We start from the raw sequence: 13,424 nt of genomic DNA, 5'->3' as shown, positions 1-13,424 counted from the left end.
CTTTTATTCAATCTGCCTATTATTGGTTTTGATCTTATTATTCTATGCATATATCATTTGATGAGCATCATGTGATTCATGAACTGAAGCACTTTTTGCCAGCACAAGCTCCATTAATGGACTTTGTGCATCATAATACGTTGCATGCTTTCCAAAACCTTGGGTTCCACGAAGCATTAGCGACTGCGCATGTAAAACTAGGTTACCAAGTCTATTTCCCATTAGAGACCTTTCGATCGATGTATCAAAAAGGGCGAATCTCAGATGATGTTTTAGAAAGCGTTCTAATACAGAAAAAAGGAAATGCGGAAGCCTGGAAGGGTAAATTACTCTTTGGAGAATATCCTAGCATTGAACCTGGACGAGTGGGAGCCTTACGTGGAATTTGGAAAACAACATTTGGAATCGACTTGGATTCCTTAGTACATCCTACCTTATTTCGAATCATTGGTAGCTTTTTAGACCAAGGTATTTCCATCTGGAATTTCCCTTTAGAAGGCAAATCCTTTTTAGAAGCGATTCGCACACTTGAAAGCACCAGTTTCGCGAGTATTTTCTACAATAAGGAAACGAAAAAACTCTTATTGGATCCTGAATTGAGTATAACGGACTTGCTTAAGAAAGTTGTGGGGGATAAGGAAGAACTGTATGAGCAGTATTTATACGATCAACAGTTTTCTCATCAGGGATGGTCAGGAATGGTTTCTACCGTAGAGGATTTACCTCAGACCTTATTGGATACCCGTCTGATTAAGTTGGAAGACTTAATTCTATTTGAATTATTGTTAGAGTTTGATGCGCTGAACTATAAGTTAAAGCAATCCTGGTCTCCAATTGGCCATTTCGCGACAGAGAAAATTATTCCCTTGCATGATCCGATTGGTTATTCGGAGAAGTTGGATGTGTTGAGCCTTTGGCAAGAAGCTTTTGAATGGACCTATTATGACCAGGTTTTAAAAGGCTTGCAAATGGAAAAGGTGGACTCCATTAAACCGCATTCGAAAAGCTTCCAAGCGATGTTTTGCATTGATGACCGAGAATGTTCGTTTAGACGTCATTTGGAGGCATTAGATCCAGCCTGTGATACCTATGGAACACCGGGATTCTTTTCTGTGGAGTTTTTCTATCAGCCGGTAGGAGGTAAATTTTATACCAAACTTTGTCCCGCTCCAGTTACCCCTAACTACTTAATCAAAGAGGAGGGAAGCGAGAAAAAGCTAGGAACTGATCTCCATTTCTCGAAGCACAGCCATAATTTCTATACGGGATGGTTATTTAGCCAAACACTTGGATTTTGGTCTGCTGCCAAGCTTTTCGTTAACCTATTCAAACCGTCGATGAGTCCTGCGACTGCGTCTTCATTGAAACACGTAGATAAATTCTCGACCATTCGGGTGGATTACCAAGCGATGGAGAATGGACTTCAAGTAGGGTTCCAAATCGAAGAAATGGCGGTAAGAGTCGAAAGTTTGTTAAAAAGTATCGGCTTAGTGGACAATTTTGCCCCTATCGTTTATGTGATTGGACATGGAGCTAGCTCAGTGAACAATCCCCATTACGCAGCCTATGACTGTGGTGCATGTTCTGGACGTGCTGGATCAGTCAATGCCCGCGTGATCAGCCAGATGGCGAATAAACCAGAGGTGCGTGCGATTCTAAGTGAAAAAGGGATTCATATTCCGGAAACGACGGTATTCGTGGGAGGTTTACGTGACACGACTCGCGATGATGTCGTTTTCTACGATGAACAAATCACGTATGCAGATTATAAAATCAAGCACGCGGATCACGTAAAATTATTTGAAAAGGCTTTAGATTCGAATGCCAAAGAACGTTCGAGACGCTTTGAATCCATCAATACGTCAGCGAAAGCAAGTGACATCCATGAGAAAATCAGAACCCGTTCTGTATCCATCTTTGAGCCTCGTCCAGAACTAAATCACGCAACAAATGCCTTGTGCATCGTGGGTCGAAGAGAATTATCGAAAGGCGTTTTCTTAGATCGCCGATCGTTCTTGAACTCCTTTGATTACCGCGTAGATCCCGATGGAACGTATTTATTCAACATTTTGAAAGCAGCTGCACCTGTGTGTGGTGGAATCAATTTAGAATATTATTTCTCTAGAGTGGATGGCGAGAAATTAGGCGCAGGGACGAAGTTACCGCACAATGTGATGGGACTTTTTGGGGTGGCCAATGGAATCGATGGTGATTTAAGACCCGGTTTACCTGCTCAGATGACCGAAGTTCACGACCCGGTTCGTTTGTTGTTGATCGTGGAGCACTTCCCTGAAATTGTATTGAAAACCATCCAAAAGGCCGAAGAAACCTATGAATGGTTCATCAATGACTGGGTGAAACTCGTGTCGATTAATCCAGAGACGAAAGAGTTGTCTGTATTTGAAAAAGGGGAGTTTAAGCCTTACGAACCGCTAACAAAGGATATCCAAGAGATTGATAATTTGGATGAATTATTAGCGTCGTCGCAAGAAAATTTTCCTGTGTATCTACTCAATCAAAATTAATCCAACCATGAATTTAACCCTCCATTTATTTATCTGGGTGCCTATTTTCGGCTTTTTGGTGAGTTTAATTTTACCAAAAAAGAACGAGACACTCATTTCTGTTACAGCCTTTAGCACCTTAGCGATTCAATTAAGTCTCGCAACAGGATTCATCGCTTATTGGCTTTTTACTGGCGCTGAGACGATACAAATCAATGACATTATCCTCTTTAAAAACGAGGAATATGTCTTCCAAATTGATTTTCTATTCGACAAAATAACAGCGGTCTATTTGCTTGTGGGAGCCATATTAACCTTTATGGTGACCTTGTATTCTCGCTATTATTTACACCGCGAAACAGGGTATAAGCGCTTTTTTAACACCACACTCTTTTTCTATATGGGTTATTGTGTGACAACGCTTTCTGGCAACTTAGAGACCCTTTTCATCGGATGGGAAATCCTCGGCATTTCGTCTTTTTTACTGATATCATTCTACCGCGAACGTTATTTGCCGGTGAAGAATGCGGTGAAAGTATTCTCTATTTACCGTATCGGCGATGTGGGCATTATTTTAGCGATGTGGGCGAGCCATCATTTATGGGGCCAAAATATCACGTTTTTCCAATTGAATAATGCTGAACTTGTACATGAGCATTTGCAAACGCACAGTGTCATCGGAGTATTTATTTCTTTGATGTTTTTACTATCAGCCACGGCAAAATCAGCTCAATTGCCTTTTTCGTCCTGGTTACCACGTGCAATGGAAGGACCTACACCGTCTTCGGCTATTTTTTATGGTTCGCTTTCGGTGCATATCGGGGTCTTTTTGATGTTAAGAACGTTTCCTTTTTGGGAGAATCAGACGTCTGTACGTATTCTAATAGCAGGATTAGGCTTATTGACGGCTTTAGTGGCAACTGGAATTGCCCGAGTTCAATCATCGGTAAAAAGTCAGATTGCCTATGCCTCCATTGCGCAAATAGGTTTGATCTTCATCGAAGTTTCGCTTGGGTTTGAAAAATTAGCCTTGTTCCATTTCGCGGGTAATGCGTTCCTACGAACCTATCAATTATTGGTTTCGCCATCCGTGGTTTCCTATTTGATCAGAGAACAATTCTACCATTTCGAGCCACGGTCTAGTTCGATTGAGCGCTTATTGCCTACAAAATTGCGCAATACCTTATACGTACTTTGTTTGAAGGAGTGGAATTTAGATTCGATGTTGTACCAATACCTTTGGAACCCAATGAAGTGGGCTGGCAACAAATTGAATTTCTTAAATGGAAAACGGTTGATGGCCTATTTTGTACCGGCTTTTGGCATCAGTTATTACCTGATCAACGAAAACCAAATGAATGAAACTGCCTTGCACTGGCTACCCGTATTTTTTGCAGGAATAGGCTTAGTGCTCGTATTTAAATCCTTTACACAACGCAGGAGTATTCGTTTAAGCTGGATATTAGTGATCATGAACCATTTCTGGATTGCCTTAGCCATTTCATTAAATGAGAAATTTGATTCTTTCGAGTCAGTGCTCTATTTAAGTGGAATTATGGTAGCTGGGCTTATTGGATACCTTTGCTTGCAACGTTTATTCCAACAAGAAGGCAAAATGACCTTAAATCGTTTCCAAGGATTATCAGAAAACCATCCTAAAATTGCGCTAATCTTTTTGTTAGCGTGTTTAGGCCTGACCGGATTTCCGATAACACCCACGTTCATAGGAGAGGATTTAATCTTTTCACACATTCACGAAGATCAATTTTTACTCGCAGGCATCGTTTCACTTAGCTTTATCCTGGATGGATTAGCCGTGATCCGTATTTATGCCCGCATTTTTATGGGTCCTAATTATAGAACCCATGCCACCTTTTCAAACAGATATTTTTAAGATGAAGAATATACCTAAAGACGGCCTAGCCGGATTAAAAGAGAACTATGCGTCAGACGCAGCCTCTGGATTTATTGTTTTTTTATTAGCGCTTCCCTTAAGTTTAGGGATTGCTAAAGCATCGGATTTCCCTCCGATTATGGGTTTACTTACCGCCATCATTGGGGGTATCGTTGTCAGTTTATTTAGTGGATCACGTTTAACCATAAAAGGACCTGCAGCTGGATTAATTGTGATTGTGGCGGGAGCTGTAGCTGAATTTGGCGGAGGAGAACAAGGCTGGCACTTAGCCCTAGGAGCGATGGTGGTAGCGGGTTTAGTCCAAATCCTTTTCGGGGTATTCAAACTGGGCAAATTAATGGATTTCTTCCCCCTTTCTGCCGTACACGGTATGTTAGCAGCGATAGGGTTAATTATCATAGGCAAGCAGATTCCAGTATTTTTAGATGTGAATCCGATTCTTGCAAAAGGGAAGGAGCCATTAGAATTATTCGCGTCTATTCCCGAATTTATTGCGAATTGGGATCCCAAAGCGACTTTAATCGGTGCGATCAGCTTAGTCATTATGATGGGATGGCCGTATATCAAGAACCCGTTAATTAAAAAAGTACCTGCCCCTTTAGTCGTTTTAGCAATCGCTATCCCCGCAGAATTATTGATGGATTTCCAAATAACAGAGCCCAAATACGCCCTTGTTCACATCGGTAATTTAGTGGATAATATTAAATTCAACGCCTCGTTTGAGGGTTTCGCTCAAACGGGAACTTTTATCAAGTTTGTGATTATGTTTGCCCTAGTGGGTACTTTGGAATCCTTATTGACCGTCAAAGCCATGGATATGTTAGATCCCTACAAACGTAAATCAGATGCGAATAAAGATTTGATTGCCACCGGTATCGGGAATACATTGGTCGCGTTTTTAGGTGGTTTACCAATGATTTCAGAAGTAGCGCGTTCCTCAGCGAATATTGCTAATGGGGCCAAAACACGGTGGGCAAACTTCTTCCACGGATTCTTTATTTTAGTATTCGTCTTATTAGCCGCTCATTTAATTGAGTTAATCCCGAATACAGCATTAGCAGCCATGTTAATTACGGTGGGTATCAAATTAACACACCCGAAAGAATTCATACACACCCTGGAAAAAGGAAAAGAGCAACTGTTGATTTTCCTTGTGACAATCATTTTCACTTTAGGAGTGGATTTACTAGTGGGAATTGGAGCTGGTATTTTGACTGAAATACTAGTCAATCTATTCAACGGCAAACCTTTAAAAGCCATCTTCAGCGCACCTACAGAGGTTTCATTCACGGATGACGCTTACCTTGTCGAGATTTCTGATGCCGCGGTATTCACGAATTACTTGGGAATCAAACGTAAACTAGAAGCCATCCCATCCGGATTCAATGTAACAATTGACCTTTCCAAAACGCATCTTGTCGATCATTCGGTGATGGAAAATTTCGAGCACTTTAAACACGATTATGAACGTGGTGGTGGCACAGTGACTCTGGTTGGGCTAGATTCACACAAATCGCTTTCTGGTCACAAGGCCGCCGCGATGAAACGGAAAAAGTAGTCCGGAGGGAATGAGTCCGGAGGGAATGAGTCCGGAGGGAATGAGTCCGGAGGGAATGAGTCCGGAGGGAATGAGTCCGGAGGGAATGAGTCCGGGACCTTTTTTACTACGGACTTCGGACTATCGACTTCGGACTATCGACTTCGGACTACCTGACTTTTTGACTCCCTGACTCTTTACCTAACAATAAACCGCCCCTAAAAAAGGCGGTTTATTTTTTTGTAAATAATCGATATCTTTAATGAAATTTAAACCTATGAAAAAACTAGTGCTGCTGCTAAGCTTGCCTCTTTTCTGTTTTGCCCAAACAGAAACCTTTCTTAGCCTTCCTAAACAGAAATCCTTTTTTCAAAAGACCGATCAACTTTCGAGTGATTTCAGTGGGGCAAAGATTGTCCTTCATCCGGAACAACGTTTCCAAAGCATCGATGGATTCGGATTCACATTAACTGGCGGTAGCGCTCAATTAATTCAAGCATTAGAACCCGCGAAAAGAGCGGCTTTACTGCAGGAGCTATTTGGCAAAAACGGAATCTCCGTTTTGAGAATCGGCGTAGGGGCAACAGATTTAGACGCAACTGTTTTTTCCTATGAGGACAAGCCTAAAAAATTCAGTTTAGAACCCTCAAAAGCCGATTTGATTCCCGTTTTACAACAAATTATAGCCATTAACCCAGCGATAAAATTAATGGCCACACCTTGGTCTCCACCCACCTGGATGAAAGATAATGGGGAGAGTAAAGGCGGATCACTTTTGGAAAAGCACTATACAAATTATGCCAATTACCTTGCCACCTACATAGAAAAAATGGCGAATGAAGGAATTACTATCTGGGCATTAACTCCCCAAAACGAACCACTTCATCCAGGCAACAATCCAAGTATGTTGATGACATCTGAAATGCAGGCGAATTTTATCAAAACAGCTTTAGGCCCTGTATTCAAAAAACGAAAAATCACTACCAAAATCATCGTCTATGATCATAATTGCGATCATCCAGAATACGCCATTGACTTATTAAATGACCCAGAAACAAAGCAATACGTAAGTGGGTCAGCCTTTCACTTGTACAACGGGGATATATCAGCCTTAAGCAAAGTGAAGGCGGCGCATCCAGATAAGGACCTCTATTTTACCGAACAATGGACGGGGTACAAAGGTGATTTTACAGGCGATTTTATGTGGCATGTGAAGAATGTCATCTTGGGCGCGGTGAATAACCACGCAAAAACGGCCATAGAATGGAATTTAGCGAATGATCCTAGCTATGGGCCTCATACACCCGGAGGTTGCACCGAATGCTTAGGTGCGCTAACCATCTCAGGTCAGGATATTATTCGCAATCAATCTTATTACATTGTTATGCAAGCGGCCAGATTTGTGCCCGCTGGCTCTGTACGTTTAGGAATCGATGTACCGGAAGGAATTCAGGCCGCAGCTTTCAAGCGTCCAGATGGAAAAACAGTATTATTAGTCCAAAACGAGGGCCGCAAAAAGAATCTGAGTGTAGAAAAACTAAACCTAGAAATACCGGCTGAATCAGTCTTAACGATCATCCTATGAAAAACTTTAACATTAACCGCAGACATTTTATGAAGGGGGCATCGGCTGCATTGGCTATGTCAACTTTTGGCGCTTACGGATTAGATTTAGTTAATCCAGCAAGACCTTATCGTGTAGCCTTAATTGGTACCGGATGGTACGGTAAGAGTGACTTATTCCGATTAATGCAAGTGGCTCCTGTAGAGGTAGTTGCCTTGTGTGACCCAGATCGCAATCAATTAACAGAAGCGGGAAGGCTTGTAGCGGCACGTCAAAAATCACGCAAAACGCCCAAATTATACGGGGATTACCGCCAGTTATTAAAGGAAAACGAATTAGATATCGCCATTGTGGGCAGCCCAGATCACTGGCACGCCTTACAGATGATAGACGCAGTAAAGGCAGGAGCACACGTCTATGTTCAAAAGCCTATTTCGGTCGATGTGCTAGAAGGTGAGGCGATGGTCGCTGCCGGTAGAAAATACGGCAAAACAGTGCAGGTAGGAACTCAACGAAAAAGTACACCGCACTTGATTCAGGCTAAAAAGGAGATTATAGATAAAGGCTTGTTAGGCAAAGTAGCACATGTAGAAATGTATTGCTATTACCACATGCGCAATAATGGAAATCCGCAAGTCCAGGCCGTTCCAGACTATTTTGATTACGAAATGTGGACGGGACCTGCGCCATTACGTCCTTATGATGGTTTACCGCACACTCGCTGGTGGAGAACGTTTGAGGAATATGGAAATGGAATTATGGGTGATATGTGCATCCACATGTTCGATACGGCGCGCTGGATGCTGGATTTAGGCTGGCCTAACCGCGTGAGTTCAGAAGGAGGGATCTATGTCCAAAAAGAGGGCAAATCCAACATCCCTGACACACAAACGGCCGTTTTTGAGTACAATGGGTTGAATTGTGTTTGGCAACATAGAAGCTGGGGAACTCCTCCAGATCCAGAATATCCGTGGGGTTTAACTATTTACGGCGAAAAAGGAACGCTGAGAATGAGCACGATGAAATATGATTTCACGCCTACAGATCCTAAAGGAGAGAAACTGCACATGGATGTGGTCTATGAAAAAGAGAAATATCCAGAAGATTTAAAAGAGGATCGCATCGAATTAAATGCGGCACCAGCCACGCGTGGACACATGCTTGATTTCTTAGCTGCCATCGACAAAAGTTCGAAACCTATTGCAGATATCTCAGAAGGACATATATCTACCGCATCCTGCATTATGGCGAATCTTTCGATGAAACTTGGGCGACCTCTTTCCTACGATCCAGGAACGAAAACCGTGTTAAATGACCCAGAAGCGACCGCTTTACTAGGAAGAAATTACCGTGGACCATGGAACAGAAACATGTTAAGCTAATGAAAAAAATAATCCTTTTGGCTTTACTAGCCATTCCTGCCATAGCACAACAGCAGCGTACATCCGCTCAATTAGGTGAAGACTTACAAAAATTACGGGTCTTGGGATCCGTCTTGCATGTAGCCGCACATCCAGATGATGAAAGCACACATATGTTGACTTGGTTTGCCCAGCAACAACATTGGGAGACAAATTATTTTGCTTGCACCAGAGGAGATGGGGGCCAAAACCTCATCGGAGACGAGCAAGGCGTGCCCTTAGGATTAATAAGAACGCAGGAATTACTAGCGGCCAGGAGAATTGACGGGGCTAATCAATATTTCTCGCGTGCGTTTGACTTTGGTTTTTCGAAGTCGACAGACGAAGCTTTGGCGTTTTGGGATAAGCAATTGATTCTAGCAGACTTAGTTTGGGTCATTCGCAAAACACGTCCTGATATCATTTTCACACGTTTTCCACCGGATGCACGCGCGGGCCACGGTCATCACTCTGCCTCCGCGGCATTAGCCATTGAAGCTTATAAAGCGGCAGCAGACCCCAAGATGTTCCCGGAACAGTTGAAACAGGGTGTGGATGTTTGGCAGGCAAAGCGTTTGTTATGGAATACCTTTCGTTTTCCGGGATCTACCGGTAATTCAACCATCTCAGATTCTCAATTTAAAGTCAACATAGGCGATTATTTGCCTTTTTTAGGACAAAGCACCGGCGAACTAGCCGCTTTTAGTCGTAGCCAACACAAATCCCAAGGTTTTGGCTTTGCGGTAGACCGTGGAAGAAGCACCGAATACTTCGCCACTTTAGGCGGTGATGCTCCCAAAGAATACTTGTGGGATGGCGTAGACGCTTCATGGAATCGAGTGAATCCAACCATAGATGCACTTATCGTACCCATCATCAAAGGCTACAATCCAGCGAAACCTTACGAGAGCATTTCGGCTTTGATCAGCTTAAAAAAATCCATTCAAGCGCTTCCTTCAAGCCCGTGGACGCAGAAGAAAATTGCAGAAATCAATGCTTGGGTAGTCAATGCTGCAGGGATTTACCTCGGAGCTACGACTTCACAAGGCATGGTTGCCATAGGAGAGAAGCTTCCTATTAAGACGGAATTTATTGTTCGCGCACCTATAAACGTGGAAAATGTCAACCTTTCGTTTGCCGGAATTGATACTACTTGGAACGGTAAGTTGGAGCCCTATAAAAAATATCCATTCAATCGCAGTATTACGGCCTCCGCGCCCATTACGCAACCTTATTGGATACAAGAAGCGAAAACCACGGGACACTTTAATGTCAGTGATCAACAAAAAATTGGTCAGGCGAAAGTAGATCCTGCCTATACGGCAAAAGCGACTTTTATGATTCAAGGGGAAGAATTTTCCCTAGAGAAACCCGTACAAGAATTGATCATCGACCCAGTGAAAGGGGAGATCTTGCAGCCTATCGCCGTGACTCCGAAAACGGTCTTTAGTTTGAGTTCAAACGTGGTCTTACTCCCTAAGGGTAGCAAGGCAACGAAAACCACTAACCTCTCCATCACCGCTTTAGGGGGATTAAAGCCTGGAAAAATCGAGGTAAAGTTGGGACCATCGGTTTTGGCAAACATCCCATTAAAAGACGGAATGAAAGCTGGGGAGAAGCGCGAATGGCCTATTTCCTTCAATGAGGCATCTGTACCGCTAGGTAAACTATCGAGCAACATTCAACTGCATATCACTTCTGGAACCGACAATTGGGTGGATTCCTTGAATTTGCAAACCATCGAATACCCACATATTCCGACCCAACGCTATTTCACACCCGTGAACTTGAGCATATTGCACATCGACTTCGCAAAAAAAGGGAATCGATTAGGCTATATCAAAGGAGCCGGCGATAAAGTCCCAGAGGCATTAAAGCAAATGGGCTACGAGGTGGACTTCTTAGCGGAGAAAGACTTAACGGCAGCGAATCTGCAGAAATACGATGTGGTTTTAACAGGCGTGCGTGCTTACAATACGAATGACTATTGGGAAAACGCCTATCCCGAAATCATGAAATACATCGAAAACGGCGGCAATTATGTGGTACAATACAATACCGCTAGTTTCTTAGGCCCGATGAAGTCGAGTATGTCGCCCTATCCCTTATTAGTGTCGCGTAACCGAATTACGAAAGAAGAAGCGAAGCCGGAATTCCTGCTGCCTACTCATCCGCTATTGAATAGCCCTAATAAAATAAGCGAAAACGACTTTACGGATTGGATTCAAGAACGCAGTATTTATACCGCCGAAACAACTGACCCTCATTTTGAGTTTCCACTTGGATTTTCGGATCCGGGTGAATCCCAAAACAAGGGAAACATCGCTGTAACCAAATTCGGAAAAGGTCAATTCATTTATACCGGATTGGTCTTCTTCCGGGAATTACCGGCAGGCGTTCCAGGTGCCTACCGTTTACTAGCTAATTTACTCGCAAAACCTCACTAATGAAATTAAAACTACTAGCTCTTTGTCTGATTACTTTTTGGGCAAATGCCCAACAACCTCTTATCCGCAAGGATAAAATCACTATCGCGCGTGATACCTACGGGGTGCCTCACATTTTTGCCCCTACGGATCCGGAGGTCGCTTACGGTTTAGCCTGGGCGCATTCAGAAGATGACTTTAAGACGATACAGACACTTATCCTCACGGGTAAGGGCAAATTAGGCACTGCCTTAGGAAAGAAAGGCGCTCCGGTGGATTTTGTCTTTGGCTTATTGAATACGCGCAAGGTGGTCGATCAGCAGATTAAGTCGATGGATCCTAAATTCTTGCAACTCGTGCAAGGGTATTTGATGGGTCTTGAGGCCTACGGGAAAGCGCATCCATCAGAAGTGGTGAACAAACACGTGTTTCCCATTGCTATCGAAGATTATATCGCAACGACGATGTTCTCCGTGGCGATTTTCTGTGGAGTAGATAAGGCTTTACCCAAAATCCTCGATGGCTCCATTCCTTCACTTCCCGGCTTTACAGGGGAAGGAAGTAATGCCTTTGCCATTAAGAGCTCGAAATCGGCTACTGGCGAGCCGATGTTAGTCATTAACGCGCATCAGCCCATCGAGGGCGCTACGGCTTTCTACGAGGCGCATGTGCAGTCTGAGGAGGGTTGGAATATCTTGGGAGGTTTATTCCCAGGTGGCCCATTGATCTTCCACGGAGTGACGCCTAATCTAGCTTGGGCGCATACGGTGAATTTCCAAGACAAAATCGACGTCTATCAATTAAAGACAGACAAAGCGCATCCGGGTCAATACGAAGTGGATGGCGAATGGTTGCCTTTGGTAAAGAGAAAAATAAAGCTGAACATCAAAGGAATTCCTTTCCCCGTTTCTAAGATGGCCTACGAATCGATTTATGGCCCCACAGTGAAATCGCCCAAAGGAGGTTATTTCTCCTTACGTCTTCCGTCTCTAATGGATGCCGGCGCTCTTCAGCAGTGGTACGCGATGAACCGCTCTACGAACTTCACGGAATTCAAGGCGGCGTTAAACCAGAATCACCTGCCTATGTTCAACATCATGTACGCAGATAAGGAGGACAATATCTTTTATATCTCGAATGGAAAAATGCCGTATCGTAATGCCAAATACAACTGGGCCTCCACACTACCAGGAAATACGCGGGAGACACTTTGGGAAAAATTCAAACCGCTGAATGAATTGCCTCAGCACTTGAATCCAGCGGCTGGATATTTGTTTAACACGAATCACTCGCCCTTTATGGCTACGGCGGTAAACGAGAATCTGAATCCAGCGAATTATGACAAATATGACGGATACGAGACTTACCACAATAACCGTTCACAGCGGGCAAAGGACCTGATCGATACCTACGACAAAATAGGCTGGGAAGATTTGAAGCGCATCAAGTTCGATCGTCAATTGCCTGCGAAGATTTTATATCCCTATGGATACGATGCTTCAGTACTTTTCACGCTAGATGCGGCTAAATACCCGGCCTTAGCGACCATCATCAAAGGCTTGAAAGAATGGAACCACGTAACCAATATCGAGAGTGTGGGCGCCTTGTATTATAACATTGCCTATTATGGGGCATCTAAAATAAGACATACGGCTTCGAAAGATCCTTTGACAGAATCCGAAGCTGTGGAGCTAACTCAATACGTGCATGATTTCTTGATGAAGCACTACGGCCGTTTGGACGTGACGCTAGGGGAGTTCCAACGGTTGAAAAGAGGAGATCAAGATTGGCCACAAGCCGGAATGCCGGATGTGTTAGCGGCGGTGATGTCTGAGCCCATGGGCGAATCACAACGCAAAATGAATAGCGGTGATGCCTACATCGGTTTTGTGAAGTTTCCTACAGGCGGAGGTTTGCCACTGATTGAGACGGTGAATACCTTTGGCGCTAGTTCACATCCTGAGTCGAAGCACTTCGCGGATCAACGCGAACTGTATCAGGCTCAGAAGACAAAGGTGATGACTTTGGACAAAGCCGAAATATTAAAAAATGCAGAACGGATATATCAACCGGAATAA

The 13,424-nt window shown here is 43.6% G+C and carries 8 protein-coding genes; all 8 read left to right on the top strand.

The genetic code is table 11. The features are described 5' to 3' along the window. Nucleotides 1-44: 44 nt before the first annotated feature. Nucleotides 45-2,525, top strand: a complete 2,481-nt coding sequence (locus SKC35_RS02970; protein ID WP_377977986.1) for a YbcC family protein — start codon at nt 45-47, stop codon at nt 2,523-2,525. 7 nt (nt 2,526-2,532) lie between these two features. Beyond that, nucleotides 2,533-4,398, top strand: coding sequence for a proton-conducting transporter transmembrane domain-containing protein (locus tag SKC35_RS02965; RefSeq protein ID WP_377977985.1), 1,866 nt, complete (start codon nt 2,533-2,535; stop codon nt 4,396-4,398). Between the two features lies 1 nt (nt 4,399). Further along, a complete protein-coding gene (locus SKC35_RS02960) occupies nt 4,400-5,977 on the top strand; it encodes a SulP family inorganic anion transporter (protein WP_377977984.1) in 1,578 nt (525 codons plus the stop codon). A gap of 10 nt (nt 5,978-5,987) precedes the next feature. Then, entirely contained in the window at nt 5,988-6,149 is a 162-nt protein-coding gene (locus SKC35_RS02955) for a hypothetical protein (protein ID WP_377977983.1), read from the top strand. Between the two features lie 84 nt (nt 6,150-6,233). Beyond that, nucleotides 6,234-7,541, top strand: a complete 1,308-nt coding sequence (locus SKC35_RS02950) for a glycoside hydrolase family 30 protein (RefSeq protein ID WP_377977982.1) — start codon at nt 6,234-6,236, stop codon at nt 7,539-7,541. Next, complete coding sequence (locus SKC35_RS02945; RefSeq protein WP_377977981.1) at nt 7,538-8,902, top strand: Gfo/Idh/MocA family oxidoreductase; 1,365 nt, start codon at nt 7,538-7,540, stop codon at nt 8,900-8,902. Before SKC35_RS02950 ends, SKC35_RS02945 begins: the two co-directional genes overlap by 4 nt. Continuing rightward, entirely contained in the window at nt 8,902-11,367 is a 2,466-nt protein-coding gene (locus SKC35_RS02940; RefSeq protein ID WP_377977980.1) for a PIG-L family deacetylase, read from the top strand. The genes SKC35_RS02945 and SKC35_RS02940 overlap by 1 nt, the downstream gene beginning before the upstream one ends. Then, nucleotides 11,367-13,424 (top strand): penicillin acylase family protein, encoded by a 2,058-nt coding sequence (locus tag SKC35_RS02935; RefSeq protein WP_377977979.1) that lies wholly within the window; start codon nt 11,367-11,369, stop codon nt 13,422-13,424. Before SKC35_RS02940 ends, SKC35_RS02935 begins: the two co-directional genes overlap by 1 nt.

The organism is Aquirufa originis (assembly GCF_042714495.1).
Taxonomy (GTDB): domain Bacteria; phylum Bacteroidota; class Bacteroidia; order Cytophagales; family Spirosomataceae; genus Aquirufa; species Aquirufa originis.
This window is presented reverse-complemented; position numbering and strand designations above follow the sequence as displayed.

What these genes read in the sequence shown, in the direction of transcription:
- SKC35_RS02970 (WP_377977986.1), top strand. Translation starts at nt 45, where the DNA reads ATGCATATATCATTTGATGAGCATCATGTGATTCATGAACTGAAGCAC.
- SKC35_RS02965 (WP_377977985.1), top strand. Translation starts at nt 2,533, where the DNA reads ATGAATTTAACCCTCCATTTATTTATCTGGGTGCCTATTTTCGGCTTT.
- SKC35_RS02960 (WP_377977984.1), top strand. Translation starts at nt 4,400, where the DNA reads ATGAAGAATATACCTAAAGACGGCCTAGCCGGATTAAAAGAGAACTAT.
- SKC35_RS02955 (WP_377977983.1), top strand. Translation starts at nt 5,988, where the DNA reads ATGAGTCCGGAGGGAATGAGTCCGGAGGGAATGAGTCCGGAGGGAATG.
- SKC35_RS02950 (WP_377977982.1), top strand. Translation starts at nt 6,234, where the DNA reads ATGAAAAAACTAGTGCTGCTGCTAAGCTTGCCTCTTTTCTGTTTTGCC.
- SKC35_RS02945 (WP_377977981.1), top strand. Translation starts at nt 7,538, where the DNA reads ATGAAAAACTTTAACATTAACCGCAGACATTTTATGAAGGGGGCATCG.
- SKC35_RS02940 (WP_377977980.1), top strand. Translation starts at nt 8,902, where the DNA reads ATGAAAAAAATAATCCTTTTGGCTTTACTAGCCATTCCTGCCATAGCA.
- SKC35_RS02935 (WP_377977979.1), top strand. Translation starts at nt 11,367, where the DNA reads ATGAAATTAAAACTACTAGCTCTTTGTCTGATTACTTTTTGGGCAAAT.